Consider the following 23799-nt stretch of genomic DNA (forward strand, 5'->3'; position numbering starts at 1 on the left):
CGGGGCCGGGCACAGGGCGATGCTGGAGCGGGGGCGGTCAGATGGTGAACTCGACCCCCTGGGCGAGCGGCAGCGCACCGGAGTAGTTGATCGTGTTGGTGGCCCGGCGCATGTAGCCGCGCCAGGCGTCCGAGCCCGACTCGCGGCCGCCGCCGGTCTCCTTCTCGCCGCCGAACGCGCCGCCGATCTCGGCCCCGGAGGTGCCGATGTTGACGTTGACGATCCCGCAGTCGGAGCCCTCGGCCGACAGGAAGAGCTCGGCCTCGGCCTGGTCGCGGGTGAAGATGCTGGACGACAGGCCCTGGGGCACCGCGTTGTTGAGCGCGATGGCCTCCTCCAGGGTCTCGTACGGCAGGACGTACAGGATGGGAGCGAACGTCTCCTGGGTCACGATCGGGGTCTGCTCGCCCATCCGCATCAGCGCGGGCTCGGCGTAGAAGGCGTTCGGCGCCTGGTCGGCAAGCCGGCGCCCGCCGCCGGCGATCAGCGTCCCGCCCTGCTCCAGTGCCGCCGCCAGCGCGTCGCGCATGGCCGTGTGCGCGCGCTCGTTGATGAGCGGCCCCACCAGGGTGCCCGGCGTCGTCGGGTTCCCGATCGGCAGCCTCCGGTACGCGGCCGCGATGCGCTCCACCAGCGCGTCCGCGACGTCGATGTGCGCGATGACCCGCCGCATGGTGGTGCACCGCTGGCCCGCCGTCCCCGCGGCCGAGAACACGATGCCGCGCGTGGCCAGGTCCAGGTCCGCCGACGGGCACACCACGGCCGCGTTGTTGCCGCCGAGCTCCAGCAGCGACCGCCCGAACCTGGCGGCCACCCGAGGCCCCACCGCCCGGCCCATGCGGGTCGAGCCGGTGGCGCTGACCAGGGCGATCCCCGGGTGGTCGACGAGCGCCTCGCCGACCTCCGGCCCGCCGATCAGCACCTGGCTCAGGTACGCCGGCGCGCCCTGCTCGGCCACGGCCCGGTCCAGCAGCGCGGCGCAGGCCAGGGCGGTCAGCGGGGCCAGCTCCGACGGCTTCCAGACGACCGGGTCGCCGCACACCAGGGCGATCGCCGCGTTCCACGACCACACCGCGGCCGGGAAGTTGAAGGCGCTGATCACGCCGACGACGCCCAGCGGATGCCAGGTCTCCATGAGCCGGTGGCCGGGCCGTTCCGAGCTGATCGTGCGCCCGTACAGCTGGCGGGACAGTCCCACCGCGAAGTCGCATATGTCGATCATCTCCTGGACCTCGCCGAGGGCCTCGGAGGTGATCTTCCCGACCTCCAGGCTGATCAGGGTGGCGAGGTCCGCCTTGTGCTCGGTCAGCAGCTCGCCGAGCCGCTTCACCAGCGCGCCCCTGGCGGGCGCGGGCACGGTACGCCAGGCCAGGAACGCCTCCCTGGCCCGCGCCACCGCCTCGTCGACCGCGGCGGCGTCCACCCAGTCCACGGCGGCCAGCGGCAGGCCGTTGATCGGCGAGGTCGTCGTGACCTCGCCGCCCACCTCGGCGCCGCAGCGCTTGGCGGTCTCACGCGCCAGCGCGGCCAGTTCGTCGGCGCCGGGCAGTGTGGTTCCCATCAACGAAATCCCTTCGGGTCAGACGATGTTCAGCTCGGGCCTGGTCCAGGACTGGGCGAAGCGGCCGGCGTCGAAGCCGGTGACGTCCACGAACGGGGTCCGGCCGAGGTAGAGGTCGCGGACCACCTCGCCGACGGCCGGGCTCATCAGGAAGCCGTGGCCGGAGAAGCCGGTGGCGTAGATGAACCTGTCGACACCGGGGGCGGTCCCGATGAGCGCGTTGTGGTCCGGCGTCACCTCGTACAGGCCGGCCCAGCCCGTGGCGATGCCGGTCTCCATCAGGGCCGGGGCTCGACGGGCCATGGCCTCGCCGAGGCGCGGCAGCCAGGCGTCGGACCGATCCAGCTTGAACCCCGGGGTCTCGTCGGGGTCGGACATGCCGAGCAGGAGCCCCGGGCCTTCGCGGTGGAAGTAGAACGTGGTGCCGAAGTCGATGGTGAACGCGGTCGGCGGCAGATCGGGGACGGGCTCGGTGACGAGGACCTGCCTGCGCAGCGGGGTCACCGGCAGGTCCACGCCCACCCACCCGCCGATCGGCCGTGACCAGGCGCCGGCCGCGCAGATCACGGTGTCGGTCTCGATGCGGCCGCCCTCGGTCAGGACCGCGGCGATGCGGCCGTCCACCGTTTCGATGCCGGTCGCGGCGCAGTTGGGCAGCAGCCGCGCGCCCATCCGGCGGGCCGCGCCCGCGTATCCGAGCACCACGGACTCGGGTGTGCAGTGGCCGTCGGTGGGGGAGTAGGCGGCGGCGAGCAGCCCGTCGGTGTCGATCAGCGGTGACAGCTCCGCGGCCTCGCGCACCGAGATCATCCGGCTGGGCACGCCGAGGTCGTTCTGGACCGCGACGTTCTTCTCGAACTCCGCGACCGACTCCGGTGAGTCGAGCAGGAACAGGTAGCCCACCTTGTGCAGGTCGATCTCCTGCCCGAAGCGGTCGGCGAAGGTCTCGAACGTCTCCAGGCTGCGTACCGCGAGCTCGATGTTGACCCGATCGGAGAACTGCGCGCGCACGCCTCCGGCCGCCTTCGAGGTGGAGCCGGAGCCCAGCGGCCCCTTGTCGATCAGGACCACGTCGGGCACCCCGGCCGCGGCCAGCGCGTACGCCGAGCTGACGCCCATGGCGCCACCTCCGATGATGACCACCGAGGCCCGCGAGGGCAGCACGCGTCCGGTTTCGTGCATGTTTCGTCCTTTCGGGGGGTTTCCCGCATCTAGCATCGCGGATCGGACAAATCGAGCAAAGTGCCGCCTACGGCAATCGGCCGGCGAGAAGCTGGGCCAGGTGGATCCCCCGCCGGGGTGAGAGGTCGGCGATCTGCGTACGGCAGGAGAAGCCGTCGGCCAGGACGATGCTCTCCGACTCCTGGAGCGCCGGCAGCAGCTGGTGACCGGCCACCGCCACGGACACCTCGTAGTGCCCCTTCTCCATCCCGAAGTTGCCCGCCAGACCGCAGCACCCGCCCAGCCGCCGCACCTCCGCGCCCGCCGCGCGCAGCAGCCGGGCGTCCTGGTCCCAGCCCATGACGGCGTGGTGGTGGCAGTGCGGCTGGGCCACCACCGGCAGCCCGTCCAGCGCGGGCGGCCGCCAGCCGGGGGTCTGCGACAGCAGCTCGGCCAAGGTGCGGGTCATGCGCGCCACCGGCTCGGCCGCCGCCTCGTCCAGCAGCTCCACCGCGTCCGAACGCAGGACCGCCGTGCACGACGGCTCCATCCCGACGATCGGCACCCCTTGCTCGGCGGCCTCCCTCAGCTCCGCGACCGTGCGGCCCAGGATGCTCCTGGCCGCGTCCAGCTGGCCGGTGGAGATCCAGGTGAGCGCACAGCACTGGCGGCGCTCGCTGATCCGCGGCCGGTAGCCCGCCGCCTCCAGCACCGCCACGGTGGCGCGGCCCACCTCCGGCGCGAAGTGGTCGGTGAAGGTGTCGACGAACAGCAGCACCGGCTCGCCCCCTGCTGGCCGCCGCGTCCTTGCGAACCAGGACCGGAACGTCTGCCGCGCGAACGCGGGCAGCGTGCGCCGCGGGTCCACCCCGGCCAGCGCCAGCGCCGGCCGCCGCAGGCCTGGCGTCCGCAACGCCGCGTTGACGGCACGCGGCATCCGGCCGGCCAGCCGCGCCCACACCGGCAGCCTGCCCAGGGAGTAATGCGCGGCCGGGCGCCGCCGCCCGCGGTAGCTCTGGTAGAGCACCTCGGACTTGTACGCGGCCATGTCGATCCCGGTCGGGCAGTCCGAGGCGCAGCCCTTGCAGGACAGACACAGGTCGAGGGCCTCGTGCACCTCGGGCGAGCGCCAGCCCTCGGCGACCAGGGAGCCGTTGACCATCTCCTGCAGCGCCCTGGCCCGGCCGCGGGTGGAGTCCTTCTCCTCTTTGGTGGCCAGGTAGGACGGGCACATCACGCCGCCGGTCGCGGTGTTGTCCGCGCGGCACTTGCCCACTCCGGTGCAGCGGTGCACGGCCTGCACGAAGTCGCCGCCGTCGGAGCGGTAGGCCATGGCCAGGCCGCCGCGTACCGGGTGGGCGGCCGGGACCCGCAGGTCGGCGTCGAGCGGGCGGGGCCGTACGAGCACGCCGGGGTTGAGCACGTCACCGGGGTCGAAGATCGCCTTGATGCCGGCGAACAGGCCGAGCGCCGCTTCCGAGTACATCAGCGGCAGCAGCTCGCTCCTGGCGCGGCCGTCGCCGTGCTCACCGGACAACGAGCCGCCGTAGCCGGCGACCAGCGTGGCCGCGGCGACCAGGAAGTCGCGGAACACCGTGCGCCCGCCCGGCCGGTCCAGCGGCACGTCGATCCGGATGTGCAGGCAGCCGTCGCCGAAGTGCCCGTAGGGCAGGCCGGTCAGGCCGTGCTCGGCCAGCAACGACTCGAAGTCGCGCAGGTAGCGTCCCAGCATCGCGGGCGGCACGGCGGCGTCCTCCCAGCCCGCGTGCGCCGGCAGCCCGGCCGGGCTGCGGCCGGACAAGCCCGCGCCGTCCTCCCTGATGCGCCAGAGCGCCGCGGCCCGCGCCGGGTCGGTGACGAGGAGCGCGTCTTGGCCGCCGGCCGCCACCCGCCCGGCCCGCTCCAGCACCTCGGCCTCGTCGTCCCCCGCGACCTCGACGAACAGCCACCCGGCCCCGTGTGGCAGCGGCGGCACCGCGTCCACCCCGCGCCGCCGGCGTACGACGTCGACGATGCGCGCGTCGATGCCCTCGCAGGCGGTGGGCCGGTGCTCCAGCACGGCGGGCGCGGCGTCGCCGGCGGCCGCGATGTCGCCGTAGCCCAGCACCACCAACGCCCGGTACGCCGGGTCGGTCACCAGCGTGACCGTCGCCTCGGTGACCACGGCAAGGGTGCCCTCGCTGCCCACGAGCAGGCGGGCCACGTCGAAGCCGTTCTCCGGCAGCAGGTGCTCCAGCGCGTAGCCGGACATCTGCCGCCCGAACCTGCCGAACTCCGTCCTGATCGTCGCCAGGTTCGCCATCGCGAGGTCGCGCAGCGCGGCGCGCTTGCCGGCGTCGTCCAGCGCGGCGCCGTCGCCTGCCACGGCCTTCAGCCCGGCGACGTTGTCGGAGGTGCGGCCGTAGCCGAGCGTCCTGGAGCCGCACGCGTTGTTCCCGATCATGCCGCCGATCGTGCACCGGGTGTGGGTGGAGGGATCGGGGCCGAACCTGAGCCCGTACGGGGCCGCCGCCCGCTGCAGCTCCGCCTGGACGACCCCGGGCTGCACCACTGCCGTCCGGGCCTCGGCGTCGACGTGCAGCACCCGGTTCATGTGGCGGCTGAAGTCCAGCAGGAGGCCTGGGCCGACCGCGTTCCCGGCGACCGACGTGCCGCCGCCGCGCGCCGTCAAGGGCACCTCGTGGCGCGTGCACAGCTCGATCGCGGTGGCCACGTCCTCGGCGGACCTCGGCCGTGCGACCAGCAGCGGCGGCACCCGGTAGAGCGAGGCGTCGGAGGAATGGATCGATCGCGACGTGGAGTCGGCCAGCACGTCGGTGACCCCGCGCCGGCGGAGGTCTGTCGCGAGAGCGGCGGCTCGATCCATGAGTGGCATGTTACATGCGACGAAAGGCCGGTCAAGAGCTGGCGTGCCGCGGCGTTGCATGTAACATGCCACGCACTGGAGGAAGGAAGGCACGATGGTCGACTCGACCGCACTGCGGGCGGCCTTCGCCCGGCGCCTGTCGGCGATGTACGGCACAGAGGTCCCCGCGTACAACACCCTCGTCGACGTCGCGCAGGAAGTGAACCGCGAGGTGATGGCGCGGATGGGCGCCGGCGCCGAACGGCTCGGCACCATCGGTCGCGTCACCGCCGAGCGGCACGGCGCGATCCGCGTGGGCACCCCGGCCGAGCTGGCGCAGGTCGCACGGATCTTCGGCGCGATGGGCATGTACCCCGTCGGCTACTACGACCTGCGCGAGGCGGCCCGCAGCTCCGTGCCGGTCGTCTCCACGGCGTTCCGTCCCGTGGACGAGGCTGAGCTGGCCGCCAACCCGTTCCGCGTGTTCACGTCCATGCTGGTGACGGGCGATCGCCGGTTCTTCGGCGAGGACCTGGAACGCCGGCTCGTCGCCTTCCTCGAGGCCCGGCGGCTGTTCCCGCCGCGGCTGCTCGACCTGGCCGACCGCGCCGAGGCCGACGGCGGGCTGGACGACCCGGCGGCCGCGGAGTTCCTCACCCTCGCCACGCAGGCGTTCGAGCTGTCCAGGGAGCCGGTCTCACGCAGCTGGTACGCCGAGCTGGAGCGCGTGTCCGCGGTGGCCGCCGACATCGGCGGCGTGCCGAGCACCCACATCAACCACCTGACCCCGCGCGTGCTCGACATCGACGCCCTCTACGCGCGCATGGGCGAGCGCGGCATCACGATGATCGACGCCATCCAGGGACCGCCCCGCTGGGACGGCCCCGACCTGCTGCTGCGCCAGACCTCCTTCCGCGCGCTGGCCGAGCCGCGGCTGTTCAGGAAGAACGACGGCCGCGTCGTCCAGGACGATCTCCGCGTGCGGTTCGGAGAGGTCGAGGCGCGCGGCATCGCGGTGACGCCCGCGGGGCGCGCGCTCTACGACGACCTGGCCGCGGAGCTGGACGAGACGCTCGCCGGGCAGCCCGTCACCGCCGGCGAACGCAACGCGGTGGCGGCGAAGCTCTGGGAGGGCCGCGTGCCGCGTACCGAGGCCGAGCTGATCACCGGCGATCTCGCCTACTTCACCTTCCACGTCCTCGACCCGCGGCCCGGGTCCACGCCACCGGCCGACCTCGCCACCCTCCTGGCGGAGGGGTGGGCCGGCGCCCGGCCCATCGTGTACGAGGATTTCCTGCCACGCTCGGCCGCCGGGATCTTCCAGTCCAACCTGACCTCCGACGGCGCCAAGGACGTGACCAGGACCGGCGCGGACCTTGATGCCGAGGCTATGGCCGGGATCCTCGGCCGCCCGCTCCACGACCCTTATGAGCTGTACGCGTCGATCCGGGCGGAGTCGCTGGCCCGCGTGCGCGCGGAGCTCGGCCTGGACCGGGAGATCGTCATCCCCTGATCATGGCTCGTCGACGATGGCCGCCCACAGCGCGTCCACGTCGACCGGCTCGCCCTGGGCCCTGGCCGCCTGCCTGGCCAGGATGAGCCCGGTGTTGGTCAGGTGGGCGCACATCGCGCGCGCCGCGGCCTCGGCGTCCGCCGCCGCGACGGCCGCCACGATCGGCTCGTGCTCCTCGTGCACCTGCCGCAGCGTGCGGGACTGATCGTCGGTGGACGTGCCGAGGATGCGCATGGTGTCGCGCAGCCCGCCGACGATCGCGCGCGCTCTGCCATTGCCGGCCGCGACCAGGATGTGGTCGTGCAGAGCCTGGTCCAGGTGGAAGAACAGGGTCTCGTCGCCCGCGGCCACCGCCGCCGCCATCTCCTCCATGGTCGCCCGCAGCTCGGCGCCGAGGCCGGCGGTGTCACCACCGGCGGCCCGCCGGACCGCGGGCAGCTCCAGTGCGAGTCGTACGCCGAAGATCTCGACGATCTCCCGGGGATGCGGCAGCACGACGCGGAACCCCCGGTTGCGCTCGACCTGCACCAGTCCCGCCTCCGCGAGCCGCAGCATGGCCTCGCGCACCGGGCTCCTGGAGACGTTGAGCTGCTCGGCCACCTGGTAGACGGAGTAGAGCCGGCCGGGGACCATCGCGCCCGTGTGCACCGCCCGGCGCACCTCGGAGATCACCTGTTCGGCCAGCGACCGCCCGCCCTGCGGCAACGGCTGCAGCTTCAGCTCGGTGTGGGTGCGGGTCGGTGGCATGGTGGCATGTTACCCGCAGGGAACCGGGTGCGATCATGCCGTCCGCTACACGGGCCGGACCCGCCCGCGCCGGAGTGCGCGCGGGCCTTGCCATAGAACAGGAGTCGCAGGACGGAGATGCCGCGGGCAGCGCCACAGGCGCGGCCCGGGCCTCAAGCGCCTGACCTGCCGGATGGTCACATGCCCGCTCTGGTCTCCTCCTTCGGTTCGGGGACGGGCTCGCGCCGGTGCGAGATGGTGAGAAGGGCGGGGGACTGCTGCTTGCAACTGTCCCGGCACGCCGCGTCCAGGCTGCAGCACAGCGAGCAAATGGCGCCTTCGTGGAAGGGGCAGGAGGCCATGTCCGGCCGCTCGTAGGACATCTGGCAGCCGGTGCAGACCAGTTCGGCGGGGTTGAGGCCCCCGTTGACGACGAGTGGCTCGGGCAGGTCGTCGACGCGGGCGATGTAGTACTTGCCCTTGGTCAGCCAGGCGATCAGGGGGGACAGGACGAATGCCACCACCAGGGCGATGAACGGTGAGAACGCCTGGGCGAGATCGCCGAACACGTTGAAGAAGGCGAGGACGGAGATCGCCGAGGCGATCAGCATCGAGCCGAAGCCGACCGGGTTGAAGTTGTAGAGATGGGCGCGTTTGAACTCGATGTACGACGGGCTGAGCTTCAGCGGCTTGTTGACGACCAGGTCGGCCACCACGGCGCCGATCCAGGCGATGGCGACGTTGGAGTAGAAGCCGAGCACCGCGTTGAGGAGGCCGAAGACGCCGAGCTCCATCAGGGCCAGCGCGATGCCCACGTTGAAGAAGATCCACACCACCCGGCCGGCGTGGCGGTGCAGGGTCCGGGAGAAGAAGTTGGCCCATGACAGGGACCCGGAGTAGGCGTTCGTGACGTTGATCTTTATCTGGGACAGGATGACGAAGAACACCGCGAGGGCGACGACACCCCCGGGAATGATGACCGCGAAGCCTCCGATGTACTGCTCGATCGGTTCGACGGCCTTCGTCAGGCCCACCTGCCCGGCGACGAAGAAGGCGAGGAAGGCCCCGCCCAGCTGCTTGAGCCCGCCGAGCACGACCCAGCCGGGTCCGGCCGAGACGACCGCCGACCACCAGGCGACCTTGTTCTTCTCGGTCTTCTCCGGCATGAAGCGCAGGTAGTCCACCTGCTCGCCGATCTGCGCGATCAGGGACAGCGCGACGCCGGCGCCGAGTCCGAACCCGATGAGGCTGAACGTCGCCCCGCCGGGGTTGTTGCCGGCGAAGTCCAGCCACTCGGCGTACTTGCCGGGCTCCTTGACGGCGATCGCGAGGAAGGGCAGCACCATGAGGACGAGCCAGATCGGCTGAGTCCACACCTGCAGCTTGGACAGGGCCGTCATGCCGAAGACGACGAGCGGTAGCACGATGAGGGAGCAGATCAGGTAGCCCAGCGGGAGCGGGACGCCCAACCCCGACTCCAGCGCCTGGGCCATGATCGCCCCCTCCAGGGCGAAGAAGATGAACGTGAAGCTGGCGTAGATCAGGGAGGTGATGGTCGAGCCGAGGTAGCCGAATCCGGCGCCCCTCGTCAGCAGGTCCATGTCGATCGCGTAGCGCGCCGAATAGTAGGCGATGGGCATGCCGGTGATGAAGACGATCGCGGCGGTGACCAGGATGGCCGCGATCGCGTTGGGCACGCCGTGGGTGACCGCGATCGAGGCGCCGATCGCGAAGTCCGCGAGGTAGGCGATGCCGCCGAGGGCGGTGGTGGCCACGACGTAGGGTGACCAGCGGCGGAAGGACTTCGGTGCGTATCGGAGTGAGTAATCCTCCAGGGTGCTGTTGTTGGTCCACGCGTTGTAACGCCGGGCTTGTTTGACGGTCGCCGACATCTGACCTTCCTTTTCGGGCGGTGCCGAATGATGCGCATGACGAAGCTGTGGCTGGCTTCGGCGCGTTTTGATGTGGTGGGCGGGTGCCGCCGTCAGCTCCCTGCGGGGGCTTCCGAGGCCGCGGACGGTGCACTCTCCGATGCGCGCTCTTCCGGCTGCTCGGCGGGGGCGAACATCAGACGTAGGCCCAGAAAGGCGCAGAGGGGGCCGAGGGCGCTCATCGCGGCAGAGCTGACGAAGGCGGCGGCCAGGTTGCCGGCGGCGAAGCCGAATCCACCGAAGTAGGTGGCGAACAGCGACGCGAACCCGAAGAACATCCCGGGGATGAGGGACAGCGCCTGGAGGCGGCCGGCCGCCAGCAGTGTGCCGTTGACCACGAAGATGACCAGCCCCAAGGCCACGGTCTGGCCGAAAGACCCGCTGCCGAACATGGTGCCAGTCGCGCGGTTGAGCAGGATGGCGACCACGCCGAATCCCGCCCCGGCGGTGGTGGCGGTGATCAGTTTCACCGCGTTGGCCTTGGTCGGGCCGCCGAGGAGGAAGGTGCCGGCCCAGGTGATGAAGATGGCCCACGTCGGCATGTTGAGCGGGCTCATGGCGAGGAAGACGGTGGCGAAGGCGACGATCGAGGCGCTGACCTCATGAGGTAGGCGAATACGCATGCCAGGGGCTCCAATGCGGAGGTCTTGCCGAGTGCGGGAGACGGGTGCCTCTCAGTCCAGGCCGCCGGGCTTGGCCAGAAGCTCACGCAGAGCCGCGTCGATGAACGCGGTGTCCTTCGGATTGCTGCCGTGCCCGGCGAAGTGGCCCCAGATGCCGGGGATCACGCGGAGTTCGGCGTTGGTCATGTGGCTGACCGCCCATTCCTCGTCCTCCGGCGGGAAGTAGAGGTCCTTCTCCGCGGGCATCACGATGGAGGTCGCCTTGATGGAGGCGAGGGCGGCCTCGGTGTCGCCGTCGAAGCCGGGGGTGCGGCCGACGTCTCCGTTCTGCCAGGTCCAGAGCATGGCCAGCAGGTTGTTGGGATCCCGGCCGTCCAGGAAGAACCCCTCCCAGAAGCCGACGAGGAAATCCTCCAGGGAGGTGTAGCCGAGTTCCTCCCAGGACTTCTCCCAGTAGAAGGCCTGGGAGAAGCCCCACCCGGCGTACACCCGGGCCAGGGCGCGCAGCCCGGTGGTCGGCCATTGCTCGCCGTACCAGCCGCCGGCGAAGACGGAGTCGGCCGTCAGGGCGGACTTGACGCCTTCGAGGAAGACGAAGTTGTGGATGCTCGTACGCGGCGAGCCGCAGAACGGGGCGATCCGTTCGACCATCTCGGGGTGGCTCACCGCCCACTGGTAGGTCTGTCCCGCGCCCATGGACCAGCCCGTCACCAGGGCAATGCGCTCGATGCCGAACACCTCGGTCACCAGCTTGTGCTGCGCCACGATCTGGTCGTGGACCGTGATGTGCGGGAAACGAGCCCGGTCGTAGGGGGCGGGGGTGTTGCTCGGCGAGCTGGACAGGCCGTTGCCGAGCATGTTGGGGACGATGATGAAGTATTGATCCGGGTCGAGCGCCATGCCACGCCCGATGAGCCACTCGTTGTCCCAGTGCCGCCCGGAGTACCAGGTGGGGTAGACGATGACGTTGCTCTTGTCCGCGTTGAGCTCGCCGTACGTCGTGTACGCCAGGAAGGCGCCGCGGAGGGTGGCTCCATGCTGGGTGGTGAAGTCGCCGAGGTCGAAGATCTGGTGGTCGTTCATGGGTGGACCTCTTCTGGAGGGTGAACGGGAAGGTCAGGAGGTCACCGCGCACCGGCCGCGATCGGTCTTGCGCGGACCGTCGGCGGTCGGGCGGATGTCGAAGTCGAAGATCGAAGTCGGCAGGTAGAGCGTGCTGCAGGCGTTGGGGATGTCCACCACGCCGCTGAGCCGGCCCTCGATCGGCGCCGAGCCGAGCAGGAGGTAGGCCTGCTCGCCGCTGTAGCCGAAGGTCTTGAGGTACTCGATGGCGTTGAGGCAGGCGTTTTGATACGCGATGGTGGCGTCGAGGTAGTAGTTGGTGTCGGTGGTGTGGTCCACGGAGATGCCGACGAACGAAAGGAACTCGCTGTAGCGGGGTTCGACGTTGCCGGGCATGAAGATCGGGTTCGTGGTCACGCCGTACTTCTCCATGCCGCCCTTGATCAGGTCGACGTGGAGGTCCAGGAACCCGCCCATCTCGATGGCGCCGCAGAAGGTGATCTCCCCGTCGCCCTGGCTGAAGTGCAGGTCGCCGGCGGACAGCAGGCCACCGGGGACGTGCACGGGGTAGAAGACCCGGGAGCCACGGGTGAAGTTCTTGATGTCGTGGTTGCCGCCGTTCTCCCGGGCCGGCACGGTGCGGGCGCCCTCGCGGCCGATCCTGGCCGCGTCCTCACCGGCGAGCTGCCCCGCCAGCGTGTTGTCCGGCAGCGGTGGCAGCGCCAGCGCCGGCACCCGGTACGGATCGGTGTCGATGAGGGCCTGTTCCCGGGCGTTCCAGCGGGCCAGCAACTCGGCGGACGGAGCGGTGCCCATGAGGCCGGGGTGGGTGATCCCGGTATACCGGACCCCGGGGATGTGCCGCGAGGTGGCCATCTGTCCGTGGAAATCCCAGATGGCCTTGTACGAGTCCGGGAAGTGGTCGGTGAGGAACCCGCCGCCGTTGTCGCGGGCGAAGACACCGGTGTATCCCCAGCCCGAGCCCGACCCGTCGCTCGTCGGCTGCGGGATCGGGCCCAGGTCCAGGATGTCCACGATGAGCAGGTCTCCCGGCTCCGCTCCTTCCACCGCGATCGGGCCGCTCAGCATGTGGGCGTGCGACAGGTCGACGTCGCGGACGTCATTGGCCGAGTCGTTGTTGCCGATCTGGTTGTCGGTCCAGTCCCGGCACTCGAGACGGAATTCCGCTCCCGGCGACACGGTGGCGGCCGGCGGGATGTCAGGGTGCCAGCGGTTGTGGCCTGGGATCTTCTGATCGCGCATGGACAGGGTCTGGTCGACGCTGAAGATGACTTCCGGCATGTGCTGCCTCCAAACTGGTTCGCCGATCAGGGCTTCGGCAGAAGGGCGTGTCGGGGATCCGCCGACCGTGCGGGTGCCCGTCGGGATGCGGGGACCTCGTCGACGACGCGGGGCTCGTACGCGCTCGCCTCCTGGGCCTGCAACGCCCGGGCCAGCGCGGCGGGCGTGCGGATGACCATCGGGGAGGTGAAGAGGCGACGTGACGGGTGACCGCACGCCTCACACGGTTCCTCGGGCCGGGCCTGCCCGATCGGGCGGGTCACGTCGAAGGGGCCGCACCCCGCACACCGGTACTGGTACGTCGCCATGGACACCTCCAAAACTTCATTTCTGAAGTATTTTTGGAGAAAGTAAATCTGGGTGGCGACGGATGTTACATGCGGGTAAACGCTGCGGGCGCGCGTTCGGGCAGCGCTACGCCCCGGGCGGTGCGGGAATGTCCGGCGCTCTCTAGTAGAGCTGCTGGAGGACGTCCCACTGCAGGCCGTCGGCGGCCGCGAGGAACACACGCTGATTCAGGTGGCGGTTTCGGACCTGGACTGTGCCACGCGGGCTCTCGTACTCCAGCCCTTCGGCCACGGCCTGGATCCGCTCCACGTCCAGCGCACCCGCCCTGCGCAGCAGCTCGGTGAGCATGCGCACGCCTTCGTAGCAGGACTCGCCCAGGCTGTTGAGCACCGGCGCCTGCGAGCCGAACCTGCGCCCGTAGGCGGCGGCGAAGTCGAGCCCGGACGCGGTCGGCAGGTCTTCGAAGTATCCGGCCGAGGTCATCAGGCCCCGGGTGTTCTCCGGTCCGGTGGCGAGGAGGACGTTCTCCTCGATCAGCGAGCTGAACCGGACGTGGTCTCGATCCAGCCCCGCGCTGCTGAACGCGCGGTTGAAGGTGACGGCGTCATTGCCGATCAAGAGCATGAGGACCGCCTCGCACCCGCTGATCGCGACCCGGCTCAGCGTCTCCTCGAAGTCCTCGGTGCCCAGCGGCACATAGATCTCGTCGCACACGACGCCGCCCAGTTCGGCCAGATAGCGCCGGGCCGCGCGGGCCGTCGATCGCGGCCAGACGTAATCGTCGCCCACGATCGTCCATCGCCGGATTCCCAGCTCGCTCGCGAACCATTCCAGCGTCGGCCGCAGCTGGCGATTCGGCGTCTCCCCGGTGAGGAACACTCCAGGGGACCGCTCGCCGCCCTCGTAGAGCGCGGTGTAGACGTACGGCACCCGTCCGCCGATGCGCGGCGCGACGACCTCACGTACCGCGGAGATGTGCCAGCCGGCCACGGCGTCGATCATGCCTGCGCAGATCAGCGCGTCGATGTCGTTCGCCACCTGCTCGGGCGGCGCCCCGCCGTCGACGAGCACCAGCCGCAGCTCCTTGCCCAGCACTCCTGACTCGGCATTGACCTCTTCGGCCGCCAACAGCGCACAACATTCGCAGGACGGCCCGAAGATCCCGGCCGGGCCCTGGAGCGGGATCACGAGGGCGACGTCCAGCGTGTCATGGCGCTTGGGCCCCGCGTGAGAGCCGGGCCACAGGCGCGACTTCTCGATCATATCCGGTGACGTTACCTATTACTTGTTACCGAAATATTTCACACCGATAAGGAATGGTACCGTGGGAGGGACGACCACCACGATCTCTTGGCAGGGAAGTTGACGACTGCAGCGACCGTACATCGCGACCTCGACTTCGCGCGGCTCCTCACGCTCGTCGAACGGAGTGTCGTGCAAAAGCTCACTACGGCGCTGAAAGCGGACAACGCCACGATCGAGGAGTGGCGCGTGTTGTCACTGCTGGGCGACGGCAACGGCCGCCCCATGACCGAGATAGCCGAATTCGCGGTGCTCTCGCCACCGAGCCTTACCAAGGTCATCGACCGCATGGTGTCGTTGGGCCTCGTGCATCGCCGGGTGGATGAGGCGGACCGCCGGCGCGTGCTGGTGTTCGCGACGGACCGGGGACGCCAGGCGCTCGAGAAGTGGACCGCCACGGTGGAAGGCCAGTACAAGGAGATCGTTGACGCCATCGGCGGCGAGGAGATCGCCCTGCTGCGGGCCCTGCTGGTCCGCGTGTCCGGCCGTCTGGGTCAATGACGTCATTTTGCGCATCCGATTGAGTTGCTGGGAGCGCTCCCAAATAGATGACGAAGAGCTTTCCGAGCTGTCAAGCTTCGAAAAATAGGGCCGCCGCAAACGCGGGGGGGACGTGCACACATGACGAATCGTTCTTGTTAGACCACGCTGCGCAGCCGGAAATGCCGATCTAGGCCTTGACCTCGGTGGGGCCTAAACCTAGCCTCCCTCGTTGGGAGCGTTCCCACGGACCTGCACATGCTTCGCCGTTCCGGCTGCACCGATCGCACCGCAGCACATCCCGGTCCAGGGCGTCATCGCCGCGGGCCTCGTACGTGTACAACCGCGTGTTCCGAGGAGTAAGACGCGTGACCAGGAGCTCCCTTTCACCGGCCAAGCAGGCTCTGCTGGAGCGTCGCCTCCGAGCGCGTGCCGCCAAGGTCAGCGTCCCCCGCCGTGACCCCGGCACCGCGCCGCCGCCCTCGGCCATGCAGGAACGCTTGTGGTTCCTTGAGCAGTACGCCCCCGGCACGGCCGCCTACACCGTGCCGTTCGCCGCCCGGCTGACCGGCGAACTCGACGAGAACGCGCTGGTCAGGGCGCTGACCGAGCTCACGCGGCGGCACGAGAGCCTGCGTACCAGCCTGGTCACCACCCCGGACGGCCGCCCGGAGACGATGATCGCCGAGGAGCCGGTCGTGGAGTTCCGCGTCACCGCCGACCCCGGCGAGATCGACGGGGAGCTGGCCCGGCCGTTCGACCTGGCCCGCCCGCCGCTGCTACGCGCCCTGCTGGTCCGGTCGGCCCCCGAGGAAACCACGCGTGAGCACGTGCTGCTGCTCACCATGCACCACGCGATCACCGACGGCTGGTCGTGCGACATCCTGTTCCAGGAACTGCTGGCATTGCACGCGGGCCGGGAGCTGCCGCCGGTGCCGCTGCAGTTCGGCGACTACGCGCATTGGCAGCGCGGCCGGACCTTCGACGACGACGTGGGCTACTGGGTGTCCCGGCTGGACGGGGTGCCCGCCCTTGAGCTGCCGACCGACCTGCCCCGGCCCGCCGAGCAGCGCTGGACCGGCGCCGCCGTGGACGTCATCGTGGACCCCGCCCTCACCGCGTCGATCGCCGAGCTGGGCCAGGCGCACCGGGCCACGCCCTACATGACACTGCTCGCCGCCTTCCAGGTGCTGCTCGGCCGGTTCGCCGGGCAGGACGACTTCGCGGTGGGGTCGCCGGTGTCCGGGCGGGAGCTGCCCGAGCTGGAAGGGGTCGTCGGGCCGTTCATCAACACCCTGGCCATGCGGGCCGACCTGCGCGGCGACCCCACCTTCCGCGACCTGCTCGGCCGGGTCCGCGACACCACCCTGGACGCCTTCGCGCATCAGGCGCTGCCGTTCGACCGGCTCGTCACCGAGCTGGCCGTGGAGCGGGACGTCAGCCGTACGCCGGTGTACCAGACCATGTTCGCGCTGCAGAACTATCGCGGCCGGACCCTGGACACCTCCGGGCTGGGCGCGGAGCCGTACCCGATTCCCACCGTGGCCAGCCGGTTCGACCTGGCGCTCTATCTCTTCGAGGGCGGCGGCGGGCTGCACGGGCAGCTCGCGTACAGCACCGCGCTGTTCCGGGAGGACACGGCGCGGCGGCTGGTGGGATGCCTGGAGACGCTCCTGCGGGCGGCGGTCGCCGACCCCGGGCTGCCGATCTCCCGGTTGCCGCTGCTCGGCCCGGACGAGCGGCGGCGCGTGCTGGCCCTCGGGGTCGCCGAGCCGGCGCCGCCCGCCGGGATCCGGCTGCTGCACGAGGTCGTCGCCGGGCAGGATCCCGAAGCGGTCGCGGTGGTGGCGGGGGACGTCTCGCTCACGTACGGCGAGCTCGGCACCCGCGCCGATCGGCTGGCCCGGCGGCTGCGGGCCCTCGGCGCCGGGCCCGGGGAACGGGTGGCGGTGTGCCTGGAGCAGTCGGCCGGACTGGCCGTGGCGGTGCTCGGCGTGCTCAAGGCGGGGGCCGCGTATCTGCCGCTGGATCCGGAGCATCCGGGGGAGCGGCTGGCGTATGTGGTGAGCGACGCCGGAGTGCGGATCGCGGTGACCGATGCGTCCTCCAGGGGGCGGTTGCCCGACGGGCTGGTCACGGTCGGCCTCGACGAGCCCGACGGGGATCTCGACGGCCACGAGGTGGTGCCCGTCGACGTGACGCCCGACGACCTGGCCTATGTCATCTACACGTCCGGCACCACCGGCCGGCCCAAGGGCGTCGCGATCCAGCATCGGCAGGCGCTCGTCTATCTCGCGGGCCTGCGGGAGCGGCTGGAGATCGAACCCGGCGGTTCGTACGGGCTGCTGCAGTCGCTGGCCTTCGACTTCGGGGTGACGGTCTTCTACGCGTGCCTCATGACCGGCGGGACGCTGCACATCATCGCGCCGCGCACGGCAGGGCATGAGCTGGCCGAGTACGTCCGGGACGCCGGCATCGACTACCTCAAGATCACTCCGTCTCATCTGGCCGCGTTACAGGCCGACGTGCTGCCGCGCAAGCTGCTGATCCTCGGCGGTGAGGCGGCGCCACGCGACTGGGCCGAGGAGCTGGCCGCGTCCGGGCGCTGCCGGGTCGTCAACCACTACGGGCCGACCGAGGCGACGGTGGGCGTCACCACATACCCGGTCGAGGGCACCGGCGGCACGACCACCACGCTGCCCATCGGCCGGCCGCTGCCGGGGGCTCGGGCGTACGTCCTGGACGAGCATCTGGAGCCGGTGCCGATCGGCGTCGCCGGGGAGCTGTACCTCGGCGGGGACCGGCTGGCCAGGGGGTATCTCGACCGTCCCGCCCTGACCGCGGAGCGGTTCCTGCCCGATCCGTACGGTCCGGCAGGCGCGCGCATGTACCGGACCGGTGACCTGGCCCGGCACCTTCCCGACGGGAACCTGGAGTTCCTCGGCCGCCGCGACCTGCAGGTGAAGATCCGTGGCTACCGGGTGGAGCTGGCCGAGGTCGAATCGGTGCTCGGGGGGTGTCCCGGTGTGACGTCGGCGATCGCCGACATGCGCGGCGGCCTGCTCGTGGCGTACCTCGTCGGTGAGCCCGGCGCCGAGAACCGGCCGGAGGCCGCCGAGGTGCGGACGTGGCTGGCCGAGCGGCTGCCCGACTACATGATCCCCGCCAGATACGTGTGGCTGGACCAGCCGCCGCCGCTGAAGTCGCACGGCAAGGTGGACCGGGCCGCCCTGCCCGACCCGGCGCCGGAGACGACCGGCCGGTTCGAGCCGCCGCGGACCGCCGCCGAACAGACCGCCGCCGCCGTGTGGGCCGAGCTGCTCGGCGTCCCCGAGGTCGGCGCCACGGACGACTTCTTCGAGCTCGGCGGGCACTCCCTGCTGGCCATGCGGGTGGTGGCCCGGCTCAGGCAGGTGGCGCCGGAGCGTACCGTCACCGTGCTCGACCTGTTCAAGCACCGCACCGTGCGGGAGCTGGCCGCGCTGCTGGAGTCGGCCGGTGAGGGCCCGCGCCGCCTGCTGCACCGGCTCACGCCCGCCAGGACGGCCGCCTCGACGGTGATCTGCGCGCCGTACGGGGGCGGCAGCGCGGTCATCTACCAGCCGCTGGCGGACGCCCTGCCGGCCGACTGGGCGCTGTACTCGATCGCTGTGCCCGGCCACGAGCTGGGCGAGGAGGCCCGGCCGCTGGACGAGGTCGCCGACGGGTGCGTCCAGGAGATCCTCGACGGCATCGAGGGCCCCGTCACCCTGTACGGCCACTGCGGCCTCGGCGTGATGCTGATCGCGGAGATCGCCCGCCGGCTGGAGGACGCCGGCCGCGAGGTCGAGGCGGTGTACCTCGGCGGCGTCTTCCCGTTCGCCCGTCCCCGCGGCCGCCTCGCCGGCCTGACCGAGCTCATGGAGCGCATCCGGGGCGACCAGGCCTGGATCGACGACCTGCGGGCCGCCGGCCTGGACGTGGAGGACGTCGGCCGCGACCAGCTCGACCTCATGGTCCGCAACCGGCGGCGCGGCACCCGGCAGGCGGAGCGGTACTTCACCCGCATGTTCGAGGAGGCCGCGGCCCCGCTGCGGGCGCCGGTGATCGCGCTGGCCGGCGAGCGCGACCCGGCGATGGAGTTCTACCAGGAGCGCTACCGCGAATGGCACGTGCTGTCGGAGCAGACCGCCCTGGTCGTGCTGGACGAGGCGGGGCACTTCTTCCTGAAATATCGGGCCGAGGAACTGGCGGCCATCGTGACCGGCACGCACCGCGCCATCGGCGGGGGGCGGGCCGATCGGCTGGCACGTACACCGCGATCGACGTGGTGGCTGGAGGGCGTGTCCTCGGGAGATTCCCCGGCCTCCGGCACCTCCGGGGCTCGTCGGGTGCGGCCGAGCATGGGGCGGTTCACGCTGGTCGCGGCCGGCCAGCTGGTGTCGATCCTGGGGTCGGCGCTGACCGAGTTCGCCGTGCCGCTGTGGATCTACACGACCACCGGCTCGCTGGTGAACTTCGCGCTGTTCGCGGTGCTCGGGCTGCTGCCGGGCATGCTGGTCGCACCGCTCGCCGGAGCCATCGTGGACCGGCACGACCGGCGCGTGGTGATGCTCGCCGGGGACGTCACCGCGGGCGGCGTGCAGTTGATCCTGGGAGTGTTGCTGTGGACCGGCAACCTGGAGATCTGGCACGTCTACCCGCTGCTCGCGCTGCTGTCGGTCGCGCTGACCTTCCAGCGCCTCGCGTACGGCTCGGCGATCCCGCAACTCGTCCCCAAGCGGTTCCTCGGCCACGCCAACGGGGTGGTGCAGCTCGTCACCGGTACGGCCCAGGTGGCGGTGCCGCTGGTCGCGGTCGGGCTGATGGCGGTCATCGGGCTGGAGGGCATCCTGATCATCGACGTGCTGTCGTACGGCTTCGCGATCGCGGTCCTGCTGGCGGTCCGGTTCCCCCGGAGCATGGCGTGGCGGCGGCGCGAGACGGTCATGGCGGAGATCGCCGGCGGCTGGCGGCTGACCTGGGGGAATCGGGGCTTCCGCGGGATGTTGGTGTTCTTCGCCGTCCTGAACGTGTTCCTGTCGCCGCTGTTCCTGATGATCTCGCCGCTGGTGTTGTCCTTCGCGACGCTGCGGGACGTCGGGCAGGTGTCACTGGCGGGCGGCATCGGCGTGCTGGCCGGTGGGCTGCTGATGGCCGTGTGGGGCGGGCCGCGCCGGCGGCGGTTGCGCGGGGTGCTGCTGTTCACGCTCGCGCTGGCGGTGTTCTGCGTGGTCGCCGGCGTACGGGCGGATCTGGTGCTGATCACCGCGGGGGCGTTCGGGATGTCGCTGTTCCTGACGCTGCTCAACGGGGTGTACGCGACGATCATTCAGGTCAAGGTGCCGCAGCGGTTCCACGGGCGGGTCATCGCGCTCAACACCCTCGTCGCCTGGTCCACGCTGCCGATCGGGTTCGGGCTGGTGGCGCCGTACGGGGCGGCGGTGTTCGACCCGCTGATGGCCCCCGACGGGCCGCTGGCCACGACGGCGGGGGCGTTGCTCGGAACGGGGGACGGGCGCGGGATCGGGCTGATGTACGTGGCCTTCGGGCTGGCCATCGCGCTGATCGCGGTGTGCGCGATGCGGGTGCGGGTGCTGGCACGCTTCGATGCCGAGGTGCCCGACGCGCTGCCCGATGATCTCGTCGGTATCCAGGAGCTGCGGCGGCGCGCCGGAGGAGAGTCATGATCGTTCCGGAGTTGCTCGCCAGGCGGGCCACGGAGGAGCCCGGGCAGGTCGCGCTGGAGGTCGCCGGGGGCGGCACGCTGACCTTCGCGGAATGGCAGGCGCGGGCTGAGGAGCTGGCGCGCGGGCTGGTCCGGCGCGGGGTGCGGCGGGGCGATCGGGTGGGCCTGCTCTTCGGGGCCGAGAACTGGACCGACTTCGCCGTGGCCTACTGCGCCGCGCAGCTCGCCGGCGGGGTGGCCGTGCCGATCTCCGATCGGCTCGCTCCGGCCGAGGTGGCGTACATGCTGGAGCACTGCTCGGCGACCGGCGTACTGCACGCCGGGCCGGCCGCGCCGCCGGACGGCGGGTACTGGAGCGCCGTACCGGCCGAACTGGAGCCCGGTTCGCGGGAACCCGAGCCGCCAAGGCCGGGGGATCTGGCGCAGATCCTCTATACCTCGGGCACCACCGGCCGGCCCAAGGCGGTGGCGGCCACCCACGCCAACCTCACCTACGGCAGCGCCACCCGGGCCAATCGCCGCAGGTTCGGGCATTCGCGGCTGCTGCTGCATGCCTTCCCGATCGGCACCAACGCCGGCCAGGCCATGCTGATCAACGCGCTGGACGCGCGGCCGGCGGTGCTGACCCTGGCGCGGTTCACCCCGGGCAGGTTCGCCAGGCTGATCGAGTCGCGGCGGGTGGGGACCGTGTTCCTGGTGCCCGCGATGGCCCTTGAGCTGCTCAACGCCGGGCTGCACGAACGTCACGACTTCTCCGGCGTGGTCCTGCTCGGGTCGGCGGCGTCGACGCTGCCGGCGGCGCTGTGCGCGCGGCTGGCGGCGGCGTTCCCCAAGGCGACCGTGACGAACTACTACACCTCGACCGAGGCGGCGCCCGCCCAGACCGTCATGATCTACGACCCGTCGCGGCCCGCGGCCCTGGGCCGGCCGGCGCTCGGCAGCGGGCTGCGGGTCACCGGTCCCGACGGCGGGCCACTGGCGGCCGGGGAGACGGGGGAGATCTGGCTGCGCTCCCCGGCCGCCGCGCGCTCGTACTACCGGGATCAGCAGGCCAGCGCGCACACCTTCCGGGACGGGTGGGTGCGGATGGGCGATCTGGGCTACCTCGACGCGGACGGTTACCTGTATCTCGTCGATCGGGAGAGCGACGTCGTCAAGTCCGGGGCGTACAAGGTGTCGACCGTGCAGGTGGAGGCCGCGCTGCACGAACACCCGGACGTGGCCGAGGCGGCGGTCACCGGCGTGCCGCACCCGGTGCTGGGCACCGTACTGGCCGCCGCCGTCGTGCCCCGCGCGCGGGCGCCGCGCATGACGGAGCTACGGGCCTTTCTCATGACCCGGCTGGCCTCCCACGAACTGCCGGCACGAGTGATCTTCGTGGACCGCCTGCCCAGAAACCACTCGGGCAAGGTCGTCAAGTCCGATCTGCGCGACCTCCTGAACGAGGAGCAGGCGGACCTTGTGGTGGAAGCGGGCCCGGCGGAGCAGGCGGGCCCCATGGAGAAAGCGAGCTCTGTGGAGAAAGAAGGCGGAAGATGACCGGATCGTGGCCGGCCTCCCCTGCGCAGCAGGGGATGTGGCTCACCGAGCGGGCCGGGGTCGCCGGGCGGGCCTTTCACATGCCGCTGGCCGTGTGGCTGGACGGGCCGCTTGACGTGACAGCCCTGGGGGAGGCGTGTGAGGAGGTGGCGCGCAGGCACCCCGTGCTGGGCGGCGTGCTCGCCGAGGACGGCGGTGAGCTGCGGGTGGTGCCCCATGCGGTGCCGCCGATGCGCGAAGGCGGCGATCTTCAGGAGGAGCTGGCCGGGCCGGTCGATCCGGTCGAAGGACCCGCGGCGCGGTTCACGCTGATCCGGGAGGACGCCAAGCGGCATGTGCTGCTGTTCCAGGCCCATCACGCGGTGTTCGACGGGGAGTCCAAGGACATTCTGCTGCGGGATCTGGCCGCCTGGTACGGGGGCGCGGCGCCGGCGCCGCTGGCGGCGACGTACCCGGAGGTGGCGATCGAGCAGCAGGTCAGGCTCGCGGACGCGCTGCCGGACGCGCGGCGCTACTGGCAGGACCGGTGGCAGGACCAGCGGGAGCTGCGCCTGCCCGGCCTGACCGGTGTGTCCGTGGCCGCGGCGCCCGGCTCCGCCCTCGACTTCGTCGTCGAGGACCTCGGCGGGCTCGCCGAGCGGCTGGAGGTCACCCGTTTCGAGGCGGTGCTGGCCGCGTTCGTCGCGCTGCTGCACGCGTACGGCAACGCGCGGCCCGCGGTCGGCGTGGATCTGTCCACGCGGACCGAGCGGAGCCGGGACCACGTGGGCACCTTCGTCAACGAGTTGCCCGTGATCGGGGCGCCCGAGGGGGACACGTTCGGCGAGTTCGCCCGGAACCTGCGGGGCGACCTGCGGCGGTTGTACCGGCATCGCGAGGTTCCGCTGGCCAGAGCCGTGGACGGGATCGGCCCGCGCGCCGCGCTCACCCCCGTGTCGCTCAGCTACCGACGGCGGCCCGAGACGAGCCCGCTGTTCCCCGGGCTGGGCACGTCGGTGGAGTGGATGATGTTCAACGGGTGGGTGCGCAACACGCTCCACCTGCAGGTCGTCGACGACCAGGCGGGTACGGCGGCGCGGCTGCAGTACAACCCGGCACTCCTCGACCGGACGGGGGCCGAGCGGATCCGGGAGCACCTGGTCATGCTGCTGACGGCGGTCGCCGCGGATCCGGAGGCGCCGCTGGACCGGCTGCCGCTGCCCGGCCCCGTTCCGGCGGCGTCCGCCGTCACCGCCGCTGCCGTCACGGTCAAGGACGGGCCGGTGGACGCCGATCTCGTACGGGAGATTCAGGCGATCTTCGCCAAGGAGCTCGAACTGGACGAGGTGGAACCCGACGAGGACCTGTTCGATCTCGGCGGCCACTCCCTCACGATCACCCAGATCATGGCCAGGACCCAGGAGCGGCTCGGCGTGGAGCTCTCCTTCGAGGTGTTCATCGACGACGCCACCGCGATGGGCATCGCGGCGGAGGTCGCCCGACTGCGGGAGCAGGCATGCTGAAGGAGCGCGTGGCCGCGCTGGTGGCCCAGGCCAGCGACGGCGAACTCACCACGGCGGAGGTGCTGGCGGCCGACTGCGCGCTGACGGCGCTCGGCCTCACCTCGCTGGGCCACATCCGGCTGATCGACGCGATCGAGGACGAGTTCGGCGTCGACATCGAACTCGGCGGCCTCGACACGCTCGACGGGCTGGTCGGCCGGCTGTCCCCGTTGGTGGACCGCCCGTCATGATCGCCCCCGTGCCGGCCAGGTCCGGCC

Annotated in this window: 16 protein-coding genes; 6 read left to right on the forward strand and 10 right to left on the reverse strand. The window is 71.3% G+C overall.

Annotated features, from left to right (window positions below):
- Positions 1 to 37: 37 nt before the first annotated feature.
- From amaB to EDD27_RS06640, 3 genes are all read right to left on the reverse strand, one after another.
- A complete protein-coding gene (amaB, locus tag EDD27_RS06630) occupies positions 38 to 1561 on the reverse strand; it encodes an L-piperidine-6-carboxylate dehydrogenase (RefSeq protein WP_206641284.1) in 1524 nt (507 codons plus the stop codon).
- Between the two features lie 18 nt (positions 1562 to 1579).
- Positions 1580 to 2743 carry an NAD(P)/FAD-dependent oxidoreductase gene (locus tag EDD27_RS06635; protein WP_206641285.1) on the reverse strand — a complete coding sequence of 388 codons (1164 nt, stop codon included), beginning with the start codon at positions 2741 to 2743 and terminating at the stop codon, positions 1580 to 1582.
- A 67-nt stretch (positions 2744 to 2810) separates the two neighbouring features.
- The gene (locus EDD27_RS06640) at positions 2811 to 5597 is read right to left on the reverse strand and encodes an FAD-binding and (Fe-S)-binding domain-containing protein (protein WP_479680927.1); all 2787 of its coding nucleotides are present in this window, start codon (positions 5595 to 5597) and stop codon (positions 2811 to 2813) included.
- 85 nt (positions 5598 to 5682) lie between these two features.
- On the opposite strand from EDD27_RS06640, the gene hglS reads away from it, so the two are divergent.
- On the forward strand, positions 5683 to 7080 hold the full coding sequence (hglS, locus tag EDD27_RS06645) for a 2-oxoadipate dioxygenase/decarboxylase (protein ID WP_127931569.1): 1398 nt from the start codon (positions 5683 to 5685) through the stop codon (positions 7078 to 7080).
- On the opposite strand, the gene EDD27_RS06650 is transcribed toward hglS, so the two are convergent.
- From EDD27_RS06650 to EDD27_RS06680, 7 genes are all read right to left on the reverse strand, one after another.
- Entirely contained in the window at positions 7081 to 7827 is a 747-nt protein-coding gene (locus EDD27_RS06650) for a GntR family transcriptional regulator (protein ID WP_127931570.1), read from the reverse strand. It abuts the gene before it with no gap.
- Between the two features lie 176 nt (positions 7828 to 8003).
- Positions 8004 to 9698 (reverse strand): purine-cytosine permease family protein, encoded by a 1695-nt coding sequence (locus EDD27_RS06655; protein WP_206641286.1) that lies wholly within the window; start codon positions 9696 to 9698, stop codon positions 8004 to 8006.
- Positions 9699 to 9790: 92 nt separating this feature from the next.
- Positions 9791 to 10360, reverse strand: a complete 570-nt coding sequence (locus EDD27_RS06660) for a DUF1097 domain-containing protein (protein ID WP_127931571.1) — start codon at positions 10358 to 10360, stop codon at positions 9791 to 9793.
- 51 nt (positions 10361 to 10411) lie between these two features.
- Positions 10412 to 11443: an alpha/beta fold hydrolase gene (locus EDD27_RS06665; protein WP_127931572.1), complete on the reverse strand. Its 1032-nt coding sequence runs from the start codon at positions 11441 to 11443 to the stop codon at positions 10412 to 10414.
- 33 nt (positions 11444 to 11476) lie between these two features.
- The gene (gene fmdA / locus EDD27_RS06670) at positions 11477 to 12724 is read right to left on the reverse strand and encodes a formamidase (RefSeq protein WP_127931573.1); all 1248 of its coding nucleotides are present in this window, start codon (positions 12722 to 12724) and stop codon (positions 11477 to 11479) included.
- A gap of 26 nt (positions 12725 to 12750) precedes the next feature.
- Entirely contained in the window at positions 12751 to 13032 is a 282-nt protein-coding gene (locus EDD27_RS06675) for an FmdB family zinc ribbon protein (RefSeq protein WP_127931574.1), read from the reverse strand.
- Positions 13033 to 13174: 142 nt separating this feature from the next.
- On the reverse strand, positions 13175 to 14275 hold the full coding sequence (locus tag EDD27_RS06680; protein WP_127931575.1) for a substrate-binding domain-containing protein: 1101 nt from the start codon (positions 14273 to 14275) through the stop codon (positions 13175 to 13177).
- A gap of 99 nt (positions 14276 to 14374) precedes the next feature.
- Here EDD27_RS06680 and EDD27_RS06685 point away from each other — a divergent pair, with 99 nt between their 5' ends.
- From EDD27_RS06685 to EDD27_RS06705, 5 genes are all read left to right on the forward strand, one after another.
- A complete protein-coding gene (locus EDD27_RS06685) occupies positions 14375 to 14815 on the forward strand; it encodes a MarR family winged helix-turn-helix transcriptional regulator (RefSeq protein WP_164903512.1) in 441 nt (146 codons plus the stop codon).
- Between the two features lie 347 nt (positions 14816 to 15162).
- Positions 15163 to 20502, forward strand: a complete 5340-nt coding sequence (locus EDD27_RS06690) for a non-ribosomal peptide synthetase/MFS transporter (RefSeq protein ID WP_127931577.1) — start codon at positions 15163 to 15165, stop codon at positions 20500 to 20502.
- Positions 20499 to 22040 (forward strand): class I adenylate-forming enzyme family protein, encoded by a 1542-nt coding sequence (locus EDD27_RS06695; RefSeq protein ID WP_127931578.1) that lies wholly within the window; start codon positions 20499 to 20501, stop codon positions 22038 to 22040. Before EDD27_RS06690 ends, EDD27_RS06695 begins: the two co-directional genes overlap by 4 nt.
- The gene (locus tag EDD27_RS06700) at positions 22037 to 23542 is read left to right on the forward strand and encodes a condensation domain-containing protein (RefSeq protein ID WP_127931579.1); all 1506 of its coding nucleotides are present in this window, start codon (positions 22037 to 22039) and stop codon (positions 23540 to 23542) included. Before EDD27_RS06695 ends, EDD27_RS06700 begins: the two co-directional genes overlap by 4 nt.
- Positions 23536 to 23772, forward strand: a complete 237-nt coding sequence (locus EDD27_RS06705; protein ID WP_127931580.1) for a phosphopantetheine-binding protein — start codon at positions 23536 to 23538, stop codon at positions 23770 to 23772. Before EDD27_RS06700 ends, EDD27_RS06705 begins: the two co-directional genes overlap by 7 nt.
- Positions 23773 to 23799: the final 27 nt, after the last annotated feature.

This window comes from Nonomuraea polychroma (assembly GCF_004011505.1).
Lineage (GTDB): Bacteria > Actinomycetota > Actinomycetes > Streptosporangiales > Streptosporangiaceae > Nonomuraea > Nonomuraea polychroma.